The organism is Mycobacterium sp. 360MFTsu5.1, from assembly GCF_000383495.1.
GTDB lineage: Bacteria > Actinomycetota > Actinomycetes > Mycobacteriales > Mycobacteriaceae > Mycobacterium > Mycobacterium mucogenicum_B.
Genome location: NZ_KB911466.1, coordinates 1 through 20,608 on the forward strand (window position 1 = coordinate 1; position 20,608 = coordinate 20,608).

General features: G+C 67.1%; 16 protein-coding genes and 1 pseudogene. 8 read left to right on the top strand and 9 right to left on the bottom strand.

Translation table 11 applies throughout. From position 1 onward, the window contains the following. Together H289_RS32985 and H289_RS0112220 are read right to left on the bottom strand one after the other, a co-directional pair. Positions 1–191, bottom strand: a pseudogene (locus H289_RS32985) (HNH endonuclease signature motif containing protein); the annotation flags it as partial. Between the two features lie 479 nt (positions 192–670). After that, complete coding sequence (locus H289_RS0112220) at positions 671–3,772, bottom strand: MMPL family transporter (RefSeq protein ID WP_020101083.1); 3,102 nt, start codon at positions 3,770–3,772, stop codon at positions 671–673. 87 nt (positions 3,773–3,859) lie between these two features. Between H289_RS0112220 and H289_RS0112225 the strand changes: the two genes are divergently transcribed. Beyond that, positions 3,860–4,447 (top strand): TetR/AcrR family transcriptional regulator, encoded by a 588-nt coding sequence (locus H289_RS0112225; protein ID WP_231388005.1) that lies wholly within the window; start codon positions 3,860–3,862, stop codon positions 4,445–4,447. Here H289_RS0112225 and H289_RS30400 read toward each other — a convergent pair. From H289_RS30400 to H289_RS0112250, 5 genes are read right to left on the bottom strand one after another with little or no spacing between them, the layout of a single operon-like run. After that, positions 4,444–5,433, bottom strand: a complete 990-nt coding sequence (locus H289_RS30400; protein WP_020101085.1) for an alpha/beta hydrolase — start codon at positions 5,431–5,433, stop codon at positions 4,444–4,446. The two genes, H289_RS0112225 and H289_RS30400, sit on opposite strands and share 4 nt — an antisense overlap. Further along, positions 5,430–6,215, bottom strand: coding sequence for an exodeoxyribonuclease III (locus H289_RS0112235; RefSeq protein WP_020101086.1), 786 nt, complete (start codon positions 6,213–6,215; stop codon positions 5,430–5,432). Before H289_RS0112235 ends, H289_RS30400 begins: the two co-directional genes overlap by 4 nt. A gap of 10 nt (positions 6,216–6,225) precedes the next feature. Continuing rightward, complete coding sequence (locus H289_RS0112240; protein WP_020101087.1) at positions 6,226–9,567, bottom strand: ATP-binding protein; 3,342 nt, start codon at positions 9,565–9,567, stop codon at positions 6,226–6,228. Then, positions 9,560–10,225 (bottom strand): DUF4194 domain-containing protein, encoded by a 666-nt coding sequence (locus H289_RS0112245; protein WP_020101088.1) that lies wholly within the window; start codon positions 10,223–10,225, stop codon positions 9,560–9,562. Before H289_RS0112245 ends, H289_RS0112240 begins: the two co-directional genes overlap by 8 nt. Next, positions 10,218–11,690: a DUF3375 domain-containing protein gene (locus H289_RS0112250; RefSeq protein ID WP_020101089.1), complete on the bottom strand. Its 1,473-nt coding sequence runs from the start codon at positions 11,688–11,690 to the stop codon at positions 10,218–10,220. The genes H289_RS0112245 and H289_RS0112250 overlap by 8 nt, the downstream gene beginning before the upstream one ends. 652 nt (positions 11,691–12,342) lie before the next feature. On the opposite strand from H289_RS0112250, the gene gjpA (H289_RS0112255) reads away from it, so the two are divergent. Together gjpA (H289_RS0112255) and gjpA (H289_RS0112260) are read left to right on the top strand one after the other, a co-directional pair. Beyond that, positions 12,343–13,890: an outer membrane porin GjpA gene (gene gjpA / locus H289_RS0112255; RefSeq protein WP_020101090.1), complete on the top strand. Its 1,548-nt coding sequence runs from the start codon at positions 12,343–12,345 to the stop codon at positions 13,888–13,890. A gap of 102 nt (positions 13,891–13,992) precedes the next feature. Continuing rightward, positions 13,993–15,549, top strand: coding sequence for an outer membrane porin GjpA (gjpA, locus tag H289_RS0112260; RefSeq protein ID WP_081633393.1), 1,557 nt, complete (start codon positions 13,993–13,995; stop codon positions 15,547–15,549). A 69-nt stretch (positions 15,550–15,618) separates the two neighbouring features. Here the strand turns inward: gjpA (H289_RS0112260) and H289_RS0112265 are convergent, their stop codons facing one another. Both H289_RS0112265 and H289_RS0112270 read right to left on the bottom strand, forming a co-directional pair. After that, positions 15,619–16,491, bottom strand: coding sequence for an N-acetylglutamate synthase, CG3035 family (locus H289_RS0112265; RefSeq protein WP_020101092.1), 873 nt, complete (start codon positions 16,489–16,491; stop codon positions 15,619–15,621). Then, the gene (locus H289_RS0112270) at positions 16,491–17,084 is read right to left on the bottom strand and encodes a peptide deformylase (RefSeq protein ID WP_020101093.1); all 594 of its coding nucleotides are present in this window, start codon (positions 17,082–17,084) and stop codon (positions 16,491–16,493) included. Before H289_RS0112270 ends, H289_RS0112265 begins: the two co-directional genes overlap by 1 nt. Positions 17,085–17,245: 161 nt before the next feature. On the opposite strand from H289_RS0112270, the gene napA reads away from it, so the two are divergent. The 5 genes from napA to H289_RS0112295 are packed head-to-tail and all read left to right on the top strand — an operon-like array spanning position 17,246 to position 20,560. After that, complete coding sequence (napA, locus tag H289_RS0112275) at positions 17,246–17,554, top strand: nucleoid-associated protein NapA (protein ID WP_029105136.1); 309 nt, start codon at positions 17,246–17,248, stop codon at positions 17,552–17,554. Positions 17,555–17,595: 41 nt separating this feature from the next. Beyond that, positions 17,596–18,063 (top strand): LytR C-terminal domain-containing protein, encoded by a 468-nt coding sequence (locus tag H289_RS0112280; protein WP_020101095.1) that lies wholly within the window; start codon positions 17,596–17,598, stop codon positions 18,061–18,063. A 10-nt stretch (positions 18,064–18,073) separates the two neighbouring features. After that, on the top strand, positions 18,074–18,793 hold the full coding sequence (gene sodC / locus H289_RS0112285) for a superoxide dismutase[Cu-Zn] (protein ID WP_029105137.1): 720 nt from the start codon (positions 18,074–18,076) through the stop codon (positions 18,791–18,793). Then, positions 18,774–19,922 carry a glutamate--cysteine ligase gene (locus H289_RS0112290; RefSeq protein WP_020101097.1) on the top strand — a complete coding sequence of 383 codons (1,149 nt, stop codon included), beginning with the start codon at positions 18,774–18,776 and terminating at the stop codon, positions 19,920–19,922. Before sodC ends, H289_RS0112290 begins: the two co-directional genes overlap by 20 nt. A 2-nt stretch (positions 19,923–19,924) precedes the next feature. Continuing rightward, positions 19,925–20,560 carry an LON peptidase substrate-binding domain-containing protein gene (locus tag H289_RS0112295; RefSeq protein WP_020101098.1) on the top strand — a complete coding sequence of 212 codons (636 nt, stop codon included), beginning with the start codon at positions 19,925–19,927 and terminating at the stop codon, positions 20,558–20,560. Positions 20,561–20,608 lie beyond the last annotated feature (48 nt).

The following is a 20,608-nucleotide window of genomic DNA, read 5'->3' on the forward strand; positions in this document are numbered from 1 at the left end:
ACCACCAGGCCAGAAAAACCGTCGATCGCCCAGTACCGTTTTTCGATGTCGTCGTCGGGAGCGCGCAGCTCCCACAGGTCGCCGATCGCGGCCAGGCGCCGGGCGCCGGCGGCGTTCTCCTGGCGGGTGGCCAGGGTGATCGCGTCGACCGCCGCGGCCGCGGCGTGGGGATCACTCATAGTTTCGCTCATACGTTCGAATATAGACCTGCCCACCGACAAGATCAGCGACTGCTGACATCGCCTCATCGTCGACGGTTAGAGCACCTAAACAGAAGCGCCACAGCAGGATTGGGTTCCACCCCCAGGCGCATGGATCGTCGACGGTTAGGACAACTAGCCAACTCGGTCCGCGAACGCGGGACGCCAAGAGGCAAGCCACGCCACCGGCAACCTGCCAAGGCGCCGCGCCGGACGGCAGGACCGATTAGCCGACCTAACCGTCGGGGATCGACAGGCCGGAGCCGGAGCCCTTGGGGATGGGCCGGAACGATTGCGGAGCCGACCTAACCGCCGAGGGTCCCAGACCCGTCCAGAGAACTTCGGGCGAAGCGACCGGGGCCGCAGGAGCGTCAAAGGACAGCTAGGCCACCTAAGCGTCGACGATCCACCGGCACCGCCACGATGGGACGAGGTAGGACCAACAAACCCGCCCGATTTACCCAGCCCACCTAAGCGTCGACGGTCGCGGGCTCGCGCTCCGCGTTGGTCGTCGCGGCGTGCCCCTCGGCGGTGTGCGGCTTGCTCGGCCACCAGATGCGGTTACCGATCATGGCCATCGCGGCCGGCACCAGCACCGTACGCACCAGGGTGATGTCGATCAGCAGGCCGATGCCGATGGTGAACCCGATCTGCAGCAGGTTGATCACCCGGCCGGTCATGAGCGCGAACATGGTGAGCGCGAAGACGATTCCGGCGGTGGTGATGACGCTGCCGGTGCTGCCGAAGCTGCGCATGATGCCGCGGATCATGCCGTCACCGGACTCCTCACGGATGCGGGCGGCGAACAGCATGCTGTAGTCCGCGCCCACAGCGATGAGCGCCATGAAGGACACCGGGAACACCGACCAGTCGATGTCGACTCCGATGAGGTGCTGCCAGACCAGGACGCTGAATCCGGAGGCGGCGGCGAATGACAGCGTCACCACGGCGACCATGAACACCGGCGCGAGGATGCTACGGAGCAATGCGATCAGCACCAGCAGCACGCCCAGGATCGCGACGACGCCGTAGACCGCGAAGTCGTGCCACACCTGGTCGCGCATGTCGGCCGAGAGCGACGCCAGGCCGGTGCTGGCGAAACGTGCTGTCTGCAAAGAGGTTCCGGCTGCGGCCTCGGTCGCCGCCGGCGCCAGCGCGCGGGAGGCATCGAGGGCCTGGGCACTGTACGGGTTGATCTTCCAGATGACGAGCATTCGCGCGGTCTTGCCGTCGGGGGAGAACAGCAGGTCCTGTGCGGCCCGGAAGGCCGGATCGGAAAAGCCTTGCGGCGGAAGGTAGAAGCCCGAGGCCGGGCCGTCGCCGGTGTGGGTGCTCAAGGTCGTCAGGTAGTCCGTCGCCTGACCGAGCCCGTCGGTCAGCCGCCCGGACATGTTGACCACCTGGTCCACGCCGCCCTTGACCTGATCGAGCCCGAAGGCCAGCCGGGTCATCCCGGCGCTGAGCTGGTCCGCGCCACGTACGAGTTCGGTCAGCTGGGTGCGGGCCTGCGCCGGCGAACCACCGGGCAGGTTCGCGACCATTTTCTGCAACGTGGCCAACGCATCTCGGATGGCCGGCTCGGCGGCTCGCACCTTCTCGACGGTCACCTGCGGGACCGCGGAGAGCCGCTGCGCCTGCAGCAGTGCCCGGCTGACCGCACCATTGGAGATGGCGTCGAGGTCGGCGATGTCCGCGCGGGCCCGGCTGCACACCGGGTTCATCAGGCAGTCGGGGCCGGGTTGCGGGTCGAGTGCGGAGCCGAGAGCCGAACTCACCAGCCGACCGGCGTCGGCGACCTGCGCGTTGCCGTCGATGGCCTGCAGCGCCGCGTCGAGCAATCCGGTGGAGGAGCTGAGATCGGCCAGCGCAGAACGGACGTCAACCGTGCCGTCGGTGAGGGTGGACAACCCGGCGCCGGCGGCCTGGTACCCGTCGAGCACCTGATGGGCGAGCCCGGTGACTTGCCGGATGCCGGAAACCAATTGGGGAATCTGCGTGACGGCGGAGGCGGCACCGTCGCGCAGCTGAGCCGCGCCGGAGTCCAGCCGGTGGATGTCGGGGACGGCCTTGTTGACCTGGTTCTTGGCATCGCCGAGCCGGTTCGCGACGATTCCGGCCTGGTAGCCGATGGTGGTCTGCGGCAACTGTTTTCCGGCCGGCCGGGTCATCGAGCGGACATAGGCGATCTCGGGCATCCCCGACAGGCGACCCGCAACGCGGTCGAGCGCGGCCAGGTCGTCGGTGTTCCGCATGTCATGGTCGGCCGAGACGATCAGGTATTCCGGTGCCGCCTCGTTGACACCCCAATGCGCATAGGTCTTCTCGTATCCGACCGCGCTCTCGGTGTCGTCGAGCTGCATGGAATTTTCGTCGAAGTTCACCCGGAAGGTGGTGAGAACCGCTGCGGAACTGAGCAGCAGCACCAGCGATGCCGTCACCAGGACTCCGGACCGGCGGATCATGGTGGATCCGATGCGGCGCCAGCGTCGGTCGTTGAGGGGACGCGGTTCGGCCAGGCCGCGGCGTCCCAGGATCGACAGCAGGGCGTAGGGCAGGGACATCGACACCGCCAGTCCGACGACGATCGCGATGGCGATCGGTGGGCCGGCGGCCTTGAACATGCCGAGCTCGGTGAATCCCATCGCGGTGGCGGCCGCCGCGATGGTCAGCATCGAGGCGATCAGGATGCCCGAAACCCGCTGCCCGGCTTGCGCTATCGCATCGATGACGGGCACCTGGCTGCGCCGGGCCTCGTGATAGCCGGCGAGGATGAAGATCGCGTAGTCGGTGGCGGCGCCGAGCAGCATCGCCGTCATCAGCGAGATGGTGAAGTTCGAGACGGTGAGGGTGCCGCCCATGCCGAGCAACGACACGATGGGGCGGGCGACGCCGAGGGCGATGCCGATGGTGAGCAGCGGGACCATTGCCGTGGCCAGCGACCGATAGACCATGAGCAGCACCAGCGTGATCAGCAGGACGGACACCGCGGTGATGATCAGCAGGGAAAAGTCCATGGCGCTGAACAGGTCGGCCAATGTCGGCGACGGTCCGGTGAGATACACCCCGACCCCCGGGGGTTTGGGCAGGGCCTGGAGCTGATCGCGGATCGCGATGGTGTTCTTGTGTGCCTTGGTGGACCCGACGTCGCCGGTGCCGGCAAGGACGAGGTTGATCGCCTTGTGGTCGGGGCTGAGTGCGATATCCCGCAGTTGCGGATTGTCGTAGGTGTCGAGCACGTAGGCGACGTTGGTGGTGTCGCGCTGCAAGGTGGCGACGATGTTGCGGTAGAGGGCCTCGTCGGCCGCGTTGATGCCCTTCTCGTCGACCAGCACCACGCTGCCGACGGCCGAGGACCGCGGGACGCCGAAGGCGTCGGACATCTCGCGCAGCGTCTGTGCGGCTTTGATGTTCGCGGGCATGAACGGCGCCGAGTGCTCAGCGACGGTTTGCTCGAGTTGGGGGATGGCGACGTTGAGGATTCCGGCCAGCGCTACCCAGAAGCCGATGACGACCCATGCCCAATTGGCACAGAAACGGCTGGTGGCGGCGAAAAACCTGTTGTTGTGTCCCACCCCGGACCCCCTTGATTCGAGACCGGAACTACACCGTTCGGTCTACTATTGGAGGCAGACGCTAGTAGACCGACTGGTGTACAAACAATGCTGAAGGACAGGGAGTTACGTCACATGAGTGCCCGAGATCGGCTTGTCGTCACAGCCATCGATCTGATTCGGCGCCAGGGCGTTTCAGGTACCGGGCTCAGCCAACTGCTCGAACGCAGCGGAACGGCACGGCGCTCCCTCTACCTGAACTTCCCTGGTGGCAAGGCCGAACTCGTCGCCGACGCGACCGTTGCGGCGGGAAACATGCTGGGCGACGGCATCGACCGCCTGATCGGTGAAAAGGGTCCGGTCGGGGCGGTGCGCGCCTTTGTCGAGATGTGGATTTCGAACCTGACCAGCAGTGACTTCGAAGTCGGCTGCCCGATCATGGCTGCCGCCCTCGGCAGGTCGGAGGCACCTGCCGCGGCCGACGCCGCTGGTGAGGTCTTCCTCGACTGGGAAAGCCGCATCGCGGCCGGCCTGGAAGCGGCCGGCCTGTCACCCGACGATGCCGCACGGCAGGCGACGCTGACCGTCGCGGCGGTGGAGGGCGCCATCGTCATGGCGCAGGCAACCAAGTCGGACGTGCCGCTACGCCGTGTCGAGGCGGCGCTTGTCGAGTCGGTGGAGCAGTACCTGAATTAGGCGGACTTTGCCGGGGCTGTGCCGGACAGGCAGTCGGAAATGAAACCGGCCATGCGCGCGTATGCGCGGCGGCTCTCGGGCAGCCCGGGGAAGATGGCCGGGAACGCGTGGACCTGACTGGGCCACGCCGCGACCTCACACTTGCGCCCGGCCTGGATCAGCCTGTCTTGCATCCGCTCGGCGTCGCACAGCAGTGACTCCGTCTCGGAGGCGACGATCAGCGACGGCGGCATCGCGTCCATCGGACCGGAAACCGGCTCCAATTCGTCGAGATTGCCGGCGGGACAGATGCGTTCGGTGATGACCGGGAAGCCGGCGGCGATCCCGAAGACGTCCGTCGCCGCGGTCGAATGCGCAGTGCGTGCGGCGTTGTCCAATTCCAGCAGAGGCGAAATGCCGACCACCCCTGCGGGACTCGGGAGCCCGTGCTTCGGGGCCTGCTGCGCGGTGGCAAACGCCAGGAATCCGCCGGCCGAGTCGCCGGCGAGGATGACCTTGGCCGGATCGACGCCCTGGCTCAACAAGTGACGGTAAGCGCCCAGGCAGTCCTGGATGGTCGTCGCCAGATCGACCTCGGGGTACTGCCGATATTCGATGTGTACCAACGGCAATCGCGTGACGCGCGAGAGCGCGGCAACGGCGCGCAGGTGGGTGTTCAGGTCACCGAGGACGAACCCGCCGCCGTGGAAATACAGGATGACGCCGTCGGTGATGGGCGCGTCGAGGTCGGACGGCGACACCCATTCGACGGGCAGGCCGTTCCAGTTTTCGGCGACCAGCCGGAAGCCGCGCGGCGGCCGACGACGCTGCAGGCTGGCCAGCTTGTTGACGTTGCGTCCCACGCGCACGATCCGCTGTGACGTCGCCTCGTACTCCGCGGTGGTCAGCGCGCGAATCAGAATGCGGGCCAACAGCAATGACGCGAAGAAGTGAATGATGCGCGCGCGCAGGCTGGCCGGCTCGGCGGCGTGAATGACCGCGCTCACTGTGCCAACTCCACCAGCACCGGCGCGTGGTCGCTGGGCTGCTTGCCTTTTCGTTCCTCGCGGACGATCTCGCCGTGGGTGACGCGTGCCGCGAACTCCGGTGAGCCCAGCACGAAGTCGATGCGCATGCCCTGCTTCTTGGGGAACCGCAGCTGCGTGTAGTCCCAGTAGGTGTAGACGCCCGGACCCGGGGTGAACGGGCGGACCACGTCTGCGAAGCCGGCGTCGTTGATGGCGCGGAACGCCGCGCGTTCCGGCTCGGAGACGTGCGTCGAGTTGGCGAACACCGCCATGTCCCAGACGTCCTCGTCGGTCGGCGCGATGTTCCAGTCACCCATCAAGGCCAGTGGCAGCGACGGATCGTCGGCCAGCCATTTCGCGGAGGTGTCGCGAAGGGCGGCAAGCCAATTCAGCTTGTACGGCAGATGCGGGTCTTCCAATGTCCGGCCGTTGGGCACGTACAGACTCCACAGCCGGACCCCGCCGCAGGTGGCGCCGATGGCGCGGGCCTCGTCGGCGTCCTGCCACTGCGGCTGGCCGTCGAAACCGATCTGCACGTCTTCGAGTCCGACGCGGGATGCGATCGCCACGCCGTTCCACTGGCTGTGCCCGACGTGCGCCACCTCATAGCCGAGCGCCGCGAACGGCATGGTCGGGAACTGCTCGTCCTTGCACTTGGTCTCCTGCATGGCGAGCACGTCGACGTCCGCGCGGGACAGCCAGTCCGTGACCCGGTCGACCCGGGTGCGGATGGAGTTGACGTTCCAGGTGGCGATACGCATGACGCTCCGATCAGACAGGCTCGGGGACTTTCAGTTCCCGACGCAGGGCGGTGAAATCGGTGATGGTCTTGGTGGCGACGTTGGCGACCGGCCGGGCATTGCGGCCGGTGGCCTCGGACTTGGACACCATCACCACGCCGTCGATGTACGGCTGAATGGTGGTGGCGTTCTGCACCGTCGCGACGATCACCAGCTGGAAACCGAACTTGCGGAACGCCTGCAGCGCCTGCGAGGCGAACTGCGGGTCGGACTTGGAGAACGCCTCGTCGAGCATCAGCTGCGCGAAAACCGGCTTGTTGTCGCCGCTTTCGGGGTTGGCCAGGTTGAAGCTGAGCGCCCCGGCCAGGCAGAAGGCCATCAGCTTCTCCTGCTCGCCACCGGAGTTGTCACCGGCATTGCTGTGCGTGCGGATCAGTTCGCCGCTCGCGACGTCCCACTCGGCGCAGTCGAACGTGAACCGGTTTCGCACGTCGAGCGCATCGCGCGTCCAGGCACGGTCCTCGGGGTTGTTGCCGGCCAACCGGTTTCGCAACCGCAGGATGTCGGCGTACTGATCGAGGATCGCTTTCTTGTCGCCCAGCCCCACCTCGGCGATGCGCCGGGAGATCGCTTTGACGATGTCGGTCAGCTCGGAGACGGCGACCATGCTGCGCGGGTTGGCGCGCAGCGTCAGCCGGGTGCCGCGGTTGAATTCCACTGCACCCAAACCGGTGTTGACGCGGTCGATCTGCTCGCTGATACGCCGGGTCTCCTGCTCGGCGACGCGGTGCAGCGTCAGGATCGCATCGGGCGCCTGTTCGGTGATCAGTCGCATCATGCGGTCGTAGGCGTCGGGCAGCTCGCGCTCGTCGATGTGACGGCAGACCGCGACGTAGTCGTAGATGCGCTCGTCGAAGTCGTCCGAGTCGTTCGGAATCGCATCCGGGAACGAGGCGTCGAACGTCGCGACGATGCGGGACAACTCTTCGTAGGAGCGCCGACGGCTCTCGGTGAGCTGGTCGCGTTCGCGGCGGATGGCCGCGAACAGCGCCTCGCGGTGCGGCTCCGGGTTGAGCAGTTCCAGCGGCACCGGGACGTCAGCGGCGTAGCGGCGCAACAGATCTGTGGCCTGCTCCGACACCGCGGCGGGGGAGAGCCGGTCCTGCAGATCCATCAGCTTGGTCCGGCGGGCGTCGAGATCATCGCGCCGGGTCTGGATCGCGCCGCGCCGCGTCATCAGGGTTTGGATGTCGACCCAGCACTCCTCGGCGCGGGCCGACAGCGCCTCGATGTCGGGGTGGTCGGCCAGCAGCAGTTCGTACTGCTCGCGGAGCCGGTCGGCGTGGCCCTCGGCGGTGTCGGTGTCGATCTGGCTCCACTGCGGGAACTGCTCGTAGACGGCCTTGCACGCCGCGGCCCGGTCGCGCCACTGCTGACGTTGCGCCGCAATCTCATCCGCGGCGCGCCGGGCGGTGCTGAAGGCCTCCTCGGCCTCGGTCAGTTCGGCGTGCAACGCTTCCAGCTTGGCGCTGATATCGCCCTGGTAGATGTACTCGGATGGCTTGATCGGGCGCCGGTCGTCCTTGATGGCCAGCCGGTCGGAGTCCTTGTACAGACCCGTGTCGGTGACGGCCCGGCGGAACCGCACGAACACGTCGGGGGTGTCCACGCAGATGTGGTCGCCGGCCGCGGCGATCACGTCGGCGGCCTCGGCGGCACAGGGATGCTTGGGCTTGACCAGGAACAGCTTGCCCGCCAATGTGTTCGGCTCGGCCTCGCGTCCCGAGGCGCCGGCGCGGACGTGGTGCAGCGCCAGCCGTCCGCGCATGTTGGTCTCGTTGACGAACCGCAGCACCTTGGCATAGTGCTGATCGGGCACCAGCAACCGCAGGCCGACCCCGCGCAGCACCTTCTCGACCGCCAGCCGCCAGCGAGAGTGCTCGGGCTGCAGGTCGAAAAGCTCAGCGACATAGGGCAGTTCGGCGGGATCGATGCCGACGCCCGCGCAGATGTGGTCCCGCATCGTCACGGCGGACTCGGGCAGCGCCGAGCCGACGTGCTCGACGCGCTTGAGTTCCTTGGCCGCGTTGTCGCGCAGGATGCGTGCCGACTTCTGTGCGTACTCGGCGTCGGTGGACGCGTCGCGCCCCCACTCCAGCTTGCCCAGCATCTCGGTGGCCTGCCGGGTGAGTTCTTCGCGCAGGTTCCAGAATTCGTCGGCGGTGTCCGGCACTTCGACGCCGAGCGCCGCGACCATCTCCTCATAGGCCGCGCGCCGCCGCGCCACGTCGTCGGCCTGCGCCTCGGCGGCGTTGACCTGGGCCTGCAGCGGACCGACATTCGCCGACGCGCCGTTGATCTGGGCGTTGAGCGAATCACCTTCGGCCTTGGCCAGATTCAGCTGCCGCGTCAGGTCGGCGTTCTCGTTCTCCAGCTGGTCGATGGTCGCGTCGAGTGTCTCGATCTCGGCGGGGCAGTGCCGCAGCCGGACGTGATCGGTGTAGGCCCGCACCATCGGCAGGTCGACCAGGTCGATGATCCCGAGGTCGGTCGACTCGGAGGCATAGCGCACCTGGATGGCCTCGATATCACCGAGGATCTTGCGCTTGCGCTGCGCCACCGCGAGCAATTCGCGGGCCTCGACGAGGGGGTCGATCTGCTTGAGGGCCTCGGGCAGCCGCGCCAGGCTGTCCGGTTCGTCCAGCATGAACTCCCGGACGAACTGCTCAAGCCCACCAACACTTTTCAGTGACTTGGCCTTGCCGAGCAGCTGCTGTGCGGCGTCCGACGCGCGGATGCCGATCGAGGCATACAACTGTGCCAGATACTGCGACTCGACCTTGGTCGTGAACCGCCAGCCGTCGCCCTTGAACACCCCGGCGTCGAACCGGCCCGCGGCCCACCGGTTGCAGACGTCCTCGATGTCCAGGTCGCCGTCGCCGATGACGAACCGGCTCGAGGAATCCGAACGCGATTCTCCCGTCAGCCATTTGAGGACCAGGCCGGTGATGGTGCGGCCGGTGTTGCTGGTGTAGGTGACCGCGACCGCCGACCAGGTGGTGCCCTCGCCACGCAGGTACATGACCTGACTGGTGCCGGCTTCGCTGCGCTGGCCCCAGGCGCCGCGGACGTACTTGTCGACGGTGCGGCGGCCCGCGCTCGAGCCGGCCGCGGTGTTGTCGCCCGACGCGTTGAAGTTGCGCCGGTTGAACGGCAGGAAGCCGAGTGAAATCGCGTCCAGCAGTGATGATTTACCGCTGCCGGAGCCGCCCGCGACCAGTGAGCCGCCGGCGCTGAACGGAATGCTGTGATAACCGTCGAACACGCCCCAGTTGATGATCTGGAGCCGGGACAGGTGAAACTGCTCAGACATCGGCTTCAGTACCTCCGCCGGTGAGTTGTTCGAACTGCTGCTGCAGCTCGGTGATCACCGAGGCCGTCATCACGGCCGTGATGACGGGACTCACGGTGTAGCTGTCCTCGTCGTCACGGCTACGGCGCAGGATGTCCAGGCCCGTCAGCCTGGCGATCGCCGCATCGATGCGGGCGGTGAAAGTGACTGCGTCGCGGTCGGTTTCGTTCAGTACACCGCTGAACATGCCGTGCATCTCGTCGCGGGTGATCAGGAAGCTCTGGTCGCCGCCGGCGCGCATCAGCTGCGCCAGGTGCAGCGCCAGAATCGAGTCGTAGGTGCCCAGGGGCTCGCGGCGCAGCAGCTTGATGCCCTTGGCCGACTCGTAACGGGCCTGCTCGATGAACGCGATGTCCACGCTTTCGGAGATGCGCAACTGCAGGTCGAGTTCGGACAACCGCACCGACAATTCGTTGCGGTACTCCAAGATCCAGCTGTAGACGTCACGGTCGGACTCGCTGCTGATGTAGCGGCGGGTCAGCAGGTGTTGCAGTGCCCAGCAGGCGCGGTCCGGCATGGCGCTGACGTCGCCGTCGAACCGTGGACGGCGCTGCTGCGCCGCCCGGCTGGTGCTGTCGACCTCGGGGAGCGAGGCGAAATCGATGGGGCTGTCAGTCATGCATGGCTCCTGTACTCATGACCGGCTCGGTGAACATCAGAGAGGGCACCTCGATCTCGCGGTCCCGACCGTCGAGCGAGCGGAATCGCACCGACATGGTGTCGTCGCCCGCGTCACCCGGTCCTGCGGGTTGTTTGAGGGCCCACGACCACAACACGATGACGTGGCCCAGGTACGCCGAATCGAGCATCGAGACGGCCTCGGCCAGTGACACCGGGCGGCGCGCGACCGCGGCATTGAGCATCTCGGACATCGCCGGTGCATCGACCTGGGTGGTCAGTGCCGCGAAGGTGGACAGGTCGACGTCGCCCTGTGCCGCTTCGGCAGGTTTGGGTGCCGACAGGTCGCCGATCTTGAAGCTCAGCGCGCCGATCGAGCTGATCGCGTGCCGGGCCAAGGGGACTTCGATGTCCAGCCGGGAGTCGGTCAGCGACGACTTCAGCAGCGTCCGGGCCGCGCCGATGGCCTCGGTGAGCTGGCGGGCCACACCGCGGCTGGACTCCATGGTGCCGAACGCGGTGAATCGCTTGACCCGCTGCGCGCACCGCTGCTGGATGCGTTCGACCTCGTCGATCTGGTGGCCGATCAACTCGAAGAATCCCGCCATCACCTTGCGCAGCGCCGGGTCCAGCTCGGGCAGTGCCGACGCCACGGTGGCGATGTCGTTCTCGAATTCGGCGCGCTGGTCGGGGTCGTTGATCATCCGCAGGAACGCCCGGTGCGAATCGCGGCCCGCGGAATCCCATGCCGCCTGGTAGTCGGCGTACATCTGGCGCTGTCGGTCGCGGTACTCGATGTTCGTGTCGATCGGGTCGTCGAGCGCCTGCGTCGCCTGCTCGATCATGGTGCCGTAGAGGCCGATGTCGGTGATCAGCCGTTCCATCTGCAGCGCGATGGCGCGGGCTTCGTCGTACATGTCGGTGACGTCGGGCTCGGGGCGCAGCCCGGCTTCCAATTCGTCGAGCTCGCGGTGCAGCGCGGCGATCTCGGCTTCGATACCGGCCCGGATGCGGTCGGGGTCATTGCCGGCACGTGTGGCGATCTGACGCATGCGGGACGCGATGCCGGCGATCGAGCCGCCGGTGGCGATGCTGTCGCCACGGCGCATGCCGCGGACGAAGTCGAGGGCGCGACGGGCGTCCTGCGTCAGATAACAGACGTTGCGTTCGGCGCCCGCCCGGGTTTCGGCCACCCGGTGCACCCAGCCCTGGCTGGCCCACGACTTGATCAGGGCCAGGCCCGACTGTCCGAGCTGGTCATCGGTCTCGCCGAGCGTCGCCAGATCGCGCTCCAGCCGAACCACCAGATCGGTCTCGGCGATCATGCCTTCACTGAGGTGCCGCTCCATCAACGTGGCGTAGACGCCGAGGTTGTTGGTGGCCAGCAGTCGGACTGCGCGCGAGCCCTGAACGTCACGGTTGAGTTCGAGCAACTCGGCGGCCGACAGCGCCGCATTCTCTTGCACCCGCAACCCCTGACCAGCCTGACACTTCGGTGCGTTCCACCGACGGTCCAAGATACTTGGCGAAGCGCCGGCCGGCATCGGCGGTCGTGCCCCGCGGAGTCCCGGAAGACGATTGCTGGTATTGCCCGGGACGTCCGGTCCCACATGTTGTCTCACTATGTGGACGCCGGCCGGTGCCTCGGCAGGCCGCCGGACGGACGGCGGCAGCAATTGCGTCGACGCGCCGGTGCGGCCCCTGTCGGATTTGCCCCGAGCGGGTACGAGGCGTCCCGGTCGAGATCACATCGCCGCCTCGGCTCGTGTGAGATTCCCATCACGATCAACACGCGATGTGGTCCCGGTCACGACGTCGAAAATGCGCCTGAGCATTACTAATCGGAATATATCCGGCTGGTTCGCCCGTTGATCCCGGGTCGCGTCAAGGGCTCTGTCGGCGGCGTAAATGGGTTTGCCGACTGGCCATTTGCCGGGAAGGTTAGCGGGGCTATGAACAGCGCTTTACCGGCTAATACGCAAACAGGTTTGGAGTGGCCTGTGGGTCACATGTCGTCGCTACCGATTCGTTACGACTTCGTCAAAAACTCTGGATTAACTCGGTTACTCGTCGGTAAATTACTCGCCGGTAAGCAAGCCGACCCCGAGGAGTCACTTCATGAATGTTGCGGTTCGTCGCCATACCAAGGCGGGTATCTGCGCAGCGACCACGGCGGCCATCGTGGCCGGCCCACTGTTGCCGTCGGTGCCTGCCGCCGCCAAGCTGCCGACGCTTCCGTCGGTGAGCACAGCCGCGGTTCAGCTGACCGCGGCCTACAACCCGCTGCAGCCCTGGCTCGACGCGTTCAACACCGCGTCGGAGAACGCGCAGCGAATCGGCGCGGTCGTCTCCGAAGCGCCGGCGGTGTTGCTGCAGCAGTTCCTGGCGAACCAGATCAGCCATGTCGGGGCCATCCTGCAGAACCCCGGCAACATCGGCGCGGTGATCCAGGACGTCGGGCAGAACGTGAAGTCGGCGATCACCGCCGCCACGCTGCTGGGGACCAAGCCGGAGGACTGGACCATCGCCGGTTCGAACGACGTCTGGCACGGCCTGGTCGCGCAGATGCTCCCGAACATGCTTCCGACGGCCGGCAACCCGCAGGCGTCCGCGATCGTCACGCAGGTGGTCAACGTGCTGGCGTCACCGCTCAGTGGTGTGCTGATGGGTTTGGTTGGCCCCGGCATCAGCCCGGTGGTGGCGCTGGTCAACAGCATCACCAAGATCGCGACCTCGCTCGCCGCGGGTAATGCGATGGCCGCGGCGCAAGCTGCCATCAACATCCCGGCCGCCATGGTCAACGGCTTCCTCAACGGTGCCAATCTCAACCTGGATGTGCTGGCGCCGCTGATCACCAAGACCATGCCGGCCGGCAACGAGCTGCAGAAACTCAACATCCAGTTCGGTGGGCTGTTCACCGCCGGCGTGACGGGCATGGACATGACCGGCATCGGTGGCTCGATTCTGAACTCCCTGGGCCTGACTGCCGAAACGGTGCTCGCCCCGGGATTTCCGTTGGAGATCACCGGCCAGGGCATCGGGCCGATCGGTGCGCTCGTCAACCTCAGCCACCTGCTGGCCAAGGCCATCGGCTGGAGCGGCACCGGCAATCCGTTGGCCCCCAAGACCGCCGCCGATCCGGCTGCGGCAACCCAGGTTTCGGTGACCAAGGCGGCCACGGACAACTCGATCACCTCCATCCCGCAGACGTCGGTGGCGGTGACGCAGGTGAAGGCCACCGCGGCACAGGCACCGGAGACGGCCGAGAAGCCGGCTACGCCGGCCAAGTCGGAGACGTCTGCTACCCCGGCAACTCCGGCCACGCCGGCAACTCCGGCGACCCCCGCCACCCCGGCCACTGCGGAGACGCCGGCGACCCCGGCAACTCCGGCCACGCCCGCCACGCCGGCGACCCCGGCCACCCCGGCGAAGCCCGACAACCAGAAGCCGGATGACCACAAGACGGACTCGACCAAGTCGGACACCAAGTCGGAGACGAAGTCGGAGGCGACGAAGTCCGAATCGAAGAAGCCGAGCAAGCAGAAGTCGGAGAAGCCGAAGCCTGTGAAGAAGCCGGCACCGGCGAAATCCACTGCAGGCCAAGGTGGTTCGGCCCACGGCGCCGACGGCGGGGCCGGCTCGCACGCCTCGGGCGCGTCGAGCTAGTAGGTCAACGATCGGTGGGCCTCCCTGCTCGGGGGAGGCCCGCCGAGCGCTTCGTCCTGCCCACATCAATCCCAATCAACTCGGAAAGAGGGAGTCGTTCTCATGGATTCAGCAGTCCGTCGTCATACCAGGGCGGGTATCTGCGCAGCGACCACGGCGGCCATCGTGGCCGGCCCATTGCTGGTGCAGGCACCTGCCGCCACTCACCTGCCGGCGCTGCCGTCGGTCAGCACCGCTGCGGTGCAGTTGACCGCGGCATACAACCCGCTGCAGCCGTGGCAGGACGCGTTCAAGACCGCCGCGGCGAATGCGGGACGCCTCGGTGACGCCATCTCCGAGGCCCCGGCGGTACTGCTGCAGCAGTTCCTGGTCAACCAGATCAACCACGTCGGCGAGGTGCTGAAGAACCCCGGCAACATCGGCACGGTTTTGGGCCAGATCGGGCACAACGTGCAGTCGGCGATCACCGCCGCGACGCTGCTTGGCACCGACCCCGGCAACAACTCGCAGTCCGTCGACTCGAACGATGGTTTCCACTTCATCCTGCTTCAGGTGATTCCGAAGCTGCTTCCGACGGCCTCGAACGCCGTGGCCAACCGGGTCGTGCAGGAAGTGTTCAACTTTCTGGCATCGCCGCTGAGCGGGGTCCTGATCGGCCTGGCAGGACCCGCGATCAGCCCGGCGGTGGCACTGGCGAACAGTCTCACCAGCATCGGCGCGTCCCTGTCGCAAGGCGACGCGGCGAAAGCGCTGCAGACCGCGATCAACATCCCGGCTGCCATGGTCAACGGCGTCCTCAACGGCGCCAACCTCAACCTGGACCTCGTGGCCAAGCTGATCAACAAGACCATTCCCCTGAGTGACAATGCCGTCGTCAAGGCGCTCAACATCCAGTTCGGTGGACTGTTCACCGCCGGATCGACTGGCTGGGACCAGAAGGGCCTGGGTGGCTCGATCCTGAACTCACTCGGGCAGACCGTCTACGCCGACATCATCGGGACGGACCTGCAGATCGACGGTCTGGGCATCGGGCCCATCGGCGCCATGGTGTCGCTCGGCCGCATCCTCGCCAAGGCAATCGGCTGGAGTGGCACCGGTAATCCGTTGGCCCCCAAGGCTGCTGTCGATCCGGCTGCTGCGACGCAGGTATCGGTGACCAAGGCCGCCACGGACAACTCGATCACCTCGATCCCGCAGCCCGCGCTGGCCGTGACACCGGTGAAGACGACCGTCTCCGAGGCATCGGAGACGCCCGCGAAGCCTGCTGCGCCGGCCAAGTCGGAGACGACGCCCGCTATTCCGGCTACGCCTGCTACGCCGGCCACCGCCGAGACGCCGGCGACCCCGGCTACTCCGGCGACCCCGGCTACTCCGGCGACCCCGGCTACTCCGGCGACGCCCGCCACTCCGGCGACACCCGCCACCCCGACGAAGGCTGACAACCAGAAGTCGGACGATGCCAAGCCGGATACGACCAAGCCGGATTCGACCAAGCCGGATTCGACGAAGTTCGACTCGACCAAGTCCGAGACGAAGAAGCCCGAGAAGAAGCCGACGAAGCCGAAGGCCGAGAAGCCGAAGCCCGTGAAGAAGCCGGCCCCGGCGAAATCGACTGCAGGCCAGGGTGGTTCGGACCACAGCGGGGCTGACGCAGCCTAGCCGGTACCTGCCGAGGCCACGGTTTCCCGGGCGCCGACGATGTCGCGCGAGAAACCGTGGTCTTCGGCGTTACAGGAGCACGTACCGCGACCGGTGATGCAACCGGAAACCGATCGATTCGGCCAGCGCGATCGCCGGCGCGTTGTCGTCGGGAACCCGTATGTAGGCGTGCGTCGCACCGCGGCCGGCGGCCCAGGACATCAGCTCGGCGCAGACGGCGCGGCCCAGTCCGCGCCGGCGTTCCGACTCGAGCACGGCGATGTCCGACAACCCGGCCCACACCCTGCCGTCGGGTGCTGTGGTCACGGCGACGCGCCCGACCGCCGCGTCGGCCACCGTGGCGAACGCCACGTCGCCGTCGACGACGGCAGTGAGGACCTCGACAGGCACGTCCTGCGCGTGAATCTGCCGCCACCGGGCATCGGGGCGCGCGGGCAGTTCGGCAGCCGCGCCGCCCGGCAATTCAACGGTCAGAACGCGATTGGGCTCGACGCCCTCGGAACGGACCGGCAGCAGCCGCTCCGGCAGCGCCACCCACGGTTGTAGTCCGCGTGCGGCGTACCAGTCGGCGATCGCCGGCAGGGCCGTCAAGTCTGACGAAAAGAGCAGCGGCACAGCCGAGTTGGTTCGCATATCGGTGCCGCCGGCTCGCAGCAGCCAGCCGTCGACCCAGAGCTGCTCGGTACCCGGCCAGGCCAGCGCGGCGGCATGTTCGACCGCGCGTATCTCTGAATTGCGCACCGGGGCATGGGACAGCTCGCGCACCGACATCACCGCGGCGGGGCTGATCTCGACGCGCTCACCCGATTTGGTGCGTACGACGACGACCGGGGTGAGTGCCTCGAGGTGACCGACGACGTCGGTGACGGCCTCAGACCCGGGACCGGCCTCCGGTTCGGCCAACCGGTAGCGCAACGAGACGCGGCTACCGACCGAGGGCATCAGTGCCCGAACGGGTCGTCGACCTCGCCCGGCATCCAGCTCAGCCCCGGCACGCCCCACTTGTTCGACTTGATCATCCGCTTGGCGGCCCGCGCGTTGCGGCCGATCAGGCAGTCGAGGTACAGGAAGCCGTCGAGGTGGCCGGTCTCGTGCTGCAGCATGCGGGCGAACAGGCCGGTGCCTTCCAGCTCGACCGGCTTGCCGTCGGCGTCCAGGCCGGTGACCTTCGCCCACGTGGCGCGGCCGGTCGGGAACGACTCACCGGGAACCGACAGGCAGCCCTCGTCGTCGTAGTCCGGGTCGGGCATGGTCTCGGGGATTTCCGACGTCTCGAGGACCGGGTTGATCACCACGCCGCGACGCCGCGCGGTCTGGCCGCGGTCGTCGGCGCAGTCGTAGACGAACAACCGCAGCCCGACGCCGATCTGGTTTGCAGCCAGGCCCACGCCGTTGGCCTTGTCCATCGTTTCGTACATGTCGTCGATCAGCTCGGCGAGATCGGAAGGAAGCGACCCGTCGGCGCCGACGGCCACCGGAGTGGTCGCGGTGTGCAGGACAGGGTCACCGACGATGCAGATTGGACGGACAGCCATGACGAGCAATCTTAGTGACCCGACTCGCGGGTAACGATCACGGCTCAATACCGTCGGTCATGGTTGAATGTTCGCCGAACCACTTGCTGCGTCCCAGATCCGTTGTGACGCACGAAACAGGCTGGCATATACCGAGATCAGAGAAAGGGTCCAGGGGCGAAATGGACGGCGCTATGGCGCGTACTGAGCGATCCGGGGACGACTCTGAGCTCGCCGACGGGTTGACCCGCCGCGAACACGACATTCTTGGTTTCGAACGTCAGTGGTGGAAATTCGCGGGTTCCAAAGAGGACGCCATCAAGGAACTGTTCTCGATGTCGGCGACCCGGTACTACCAGGTGCTCAACGCACTGGTCGACCGGCCTGAGGCGCTGGCCGCGGACCCGATGCTGGTCAAGCGACTGCGCCGGCAGCGGGCCAGCCGACAGAAGGCCAAGGCCGCGCGTCGTCTCGGTTTCGAAATCACCTAGCTTTTCTGCCCTGAGGGTCTGCCTCGATAAGGTGGGGAGCAATGAATCAGCGAGAGTCCTCCGGACTGCCCCTGCGCGCCATGGTCATGGTGCTGTTGTTCCTTGGTGTCGTGTTCCTGCTGGTGGCGTTCCAGTCGCTGAGTTCGGACAGCAGCTCCGACTCGAACTCGTCGAGCAGCTCCGCCAGCGCGACATCGGCCACGGCCACCACGACGTCGACGACGCCCGCGCCGGCCAAGGCCGACGTCAAGGTCTTCAACATCTCCGAGGTTGCCGGCGCTGCGAAGGGCGTCGCTGACAAGCTGCACGAGGCGCAGTGGAACGTCACCGAGACCGACAACCTCAGCGTGGACGCCCCGCCGCCCGCGACGACCGTGTATTTCGGTGACGCCGCAGGGGAGAAGGAGGCCGCCGAAGCGGTCGGCAAAATCCTCGACGCACCCGTCGAACCACGCATCCCGGCGCTCAATGACAAGGGACCAGGCGTGATCGTTCTGGTGACCGGTTAGGCTCTCCGGCATGCCGATCTCAGCCCCGATTCGCTTCCTTGCCGCCGCTGCGGTCATCGCTCCTGTCGTCGCTGCATGTGCCCCTCCCGGACAGGTCCCCTCGTCCGTGCCCGGCACCACCCCCGCGGTGTGGACCGGCGTCGAGCACGCCCCGCAGGGCCACGGTGAAAAGGCCGGCGAGAAGGCGGCCCCGCAGGCCGCCCCGATCGGCGAGAAGCTGGTCACCGAGCTGAAGACCCCCGAGGGCACCACGGTCGCGACCGCCGAGTTCCTGTTCAACGGTGGCTTCGCCACGCTGACGGTCAAGACCACCTCCGGCGGCGTGCTGACCCCCGGATTCCACGGCCTGCACATCCACTCGGCCGGCAAGTGTGAGCCGAACTCGGTCGCGCCTGCCGGTGGCGCCCCCGGCGACTTCCTGTCCGCCGGTGGACACTTCCAGGCTCCGGGCCACACCGGCTACCCGATGAGTGGCGACCTCGCCTCCCTGCAGGTCAAGGCCGACGGCACCGGCTCGCTGGTGACCACCACCGACGCCTTCACCGCCGAGCAGCTGCTCGCCGGCAACAAGACCGCGCTGATCATCCACGAGAAGGCCGACAACTTCGGCAACATCCCGGCTGACCGGTACCAGCAGATCCAGGGCGCCGCTCCGGGTGCGGACGAGGCTTCGATGAACACCGGTGACTCCGGCAAGCGCGTGGCGTGCGGTGTCATCGCTGCCGGGTAGCGCGGACAGCCACACCCCACCGCGAATCGATTTCGCCGGGTCGCCTCGGCCGACCCTCGGCGTCGAATGGGAGTTCGCCCTCGTCGATGCCCGCACGCGTGACCTCAGCAACGAGGCCGCCGCGGTCATCGCCGAGATCGGCGAGACGCCGCATGTGCACAAGGAATTGCTGCGCAACACCGTTGAGGTCGTCACCGGCGTGTGCGACACCGTCGGCGAGGCCATGGACGATCTGCGGTCCACGCTCGGCCCGGTACGCCGGATCGTGCGCGACCGCGGCATGGAGCTGTTCTGCGCCGGCACCCACCCGTTCGCGGAGTGGGAGAGCCAGCAGCTCACCGAAGGCCAGCGCTACGCCGAGCTGATCAAACGGACCCAGTGGTGGGGCCGCCAGATGCTGATCTGGGGCGTGCACGTGCACGTCGGGATCTCGTCGGCGCACAAGGTGATGCCGATCATCACGTCGCTGCTCAACCAGTACCCGCATCTGCTGGCGCTGTCGGCGTCGTCGCCGTACTGGGACGGTGAGGACACCGGCTACGCCAGCAACCGGGCCATGATGTTCCAGCAACTGCCGACCGCGGGTCTGCCGTTCCACTTCCAGAAGTGGTCGCACTTCGAGCGCTTCGTCTACGACCAGCGCAAGACCGGCATCATCGACCACATGAACGAAATCCGTTGGGACATCCGGCCGTCGCCGCATCTCGGCACGATCGAGGTCCGGATTTTCGACGGCGTGTCGAACATCGCCGAACTCGGTGCGCTGGTTGCGCTGACACACTGCCTGATCGTCGACCTGGACCGCCGACTGGACGCCGGTGAGCAGCTGCCGACCATGCCGCCCTGGCATGTGCAGGAAAACAAGTGGCGCGCAGCGCGTTACGGCCTGGACGCCGAGATCATCCTGGATGCCGACAGCAACGAGCGGCTGGTCACCGAAGATCTCGACGACCTGCTGAACCGGCTGGAACCCGTTGCGGCATCGCTGAATTGCGCCGACGAGCTGGCCCGGGTCGCCGATATCTACACCCTCGGCGGCTCCTATCAACGGCAGCGCCGGGTCGCCGAGGAAACCGACGGGGACCTGCTGCAGGTCGTCGACGCGCTGGTCTCGGAGCTGGAGTTGTAGCCGTGCCCATCACGCCGATGTTCCCGCTGGAATCCGCGCTACTGCCCGGCGACGAACTGCCGCTGCGCATCTTCGAGCCGCGGTACGGCGAACTGGTGCGGGACTGCATGGCCGCCGCGGAGCAGGTGTTCGGCGTGGTGCTGATCTCGGCCGGCCGCGAGGTCGGCGGCGGCGACGCCCGGTGCTCGGTCGGCGCGCTCGCCCGCATCGACCGGTGCCAGCCGCAGGGCGTCGGTCGGTACATGCTGAGCTGCAGCGTGACCGACCGCATCCGAATCGTGCAGTGGCACAACGACGATCCGTACCCGCGGGCCGAGATCGAGCGGTGGCCCGACGAGCCGGGGCCCGTGGTCACGGAGGCGTCCATCGTGGCGGTCGAGGACCGGATCATCGCAGTGTTCGAACGCATCGCGTCGGCTCAGGGCGCGCGCCTGCGGGACCGGGACTCGATCCTGGCGCGAACCGTCAAACCCGACGTGGGACAACGGCTGTACGCGCTGGCCGCGTTACTGCCGATCGGCCAGGCCGACAAGTATTCGGTGCTGGCTGCGCCGAATGCCGCGGCCCGGCTGGACGCGCTCGAGGAAGCGGTCGAGAGCCTCAAGGCGATGGTGGAATTCCAGCTGTCCGAGGACTAGTACGGGCAGTTCCGTGCAGGCAGGGTGGTGCGGCACCGCTTATCCTGG

Excerpts from the sequence above, each read along its gene's own strand:
- H289_RS0112225 (WP_231388005.1), top strand. The coding sequence starts at position 3,860 with ATGCTGAAGGACAGGGAGTTACGTCACATGAGTGCCCGAGATCGGCTT.
- H289_RS0112235 (WP_020101086.1), bottom strand. The coding sequence starts at position 6,215 with ATGCGTATCGCCACCTGGAACGTCAACTCCATCCGCACCCGGGTCGAC.
- H289_RS0112240 (WP_020101087.1), bottom strand. The coding sequence starts at position 9,567 with ATGTCTGAGCAGTTTCACCTGTCCCGGCTCCAGATCATCAACTGGGGC.
- H289_RS0112245 (WP_020101088.1), bottom strand. The coding sequence starts at position 10,225 with ATGACTGACAGCCCCATCGATTTCGCCTCGCTCCCCGAGGTCGACAGC.
- gjpA (WP_020101090.1), top strand. The coding sequence starts at position 12,343 with ATGAATGTTGCGGTTCGTCGCCATACCAAGGCGGGTATCTGCGCAGCG.
- gjpA (WP_081633393.1), top strand. The coding sequence starts at position 13,993 with ATGGATTCAGCAGTCCGTCGTCATACCAGGGCGGGTATCTGCGCAGCG.
- H289_RS0112265 (WP_020101092.1), bottom strand. The coding sequence starts at position 16,491 with ATGCCCTCGGTCGGTAGCCGCGTCTCGTTGCGCTACCGGTTGGCCGAA.
- H289_RS0112270 (WP_020101093.1), bottom strand. The coding sequence starts at position 17,084 with ATGGCTGTCCGTCCAATCTGCATCGTCGGTGACCCTGTCCTGCACACC.
- napA (WP_029105136.1), top strand. The coding sequence starts at position 17,246 with ATGGACGGCGCTATGGCGCGTACTGAGCGATCCGGGGACGACTCTGAG.
- H289_RS0112280 (WP_020101095.1), top strand. The coding sequence starts at position 17,596 with ATGAATCAGCGAGAGTCCTCCGGACTGCCCCTGCGCGCCATGGTCATG.
- sodC (WP_029105137.1), top strand. The coding sequence starts at position 18,074 with ATGCCGATCTCAGCCCCGATTCGCTTCCTTGCCGCCGCTGCGGTCATC.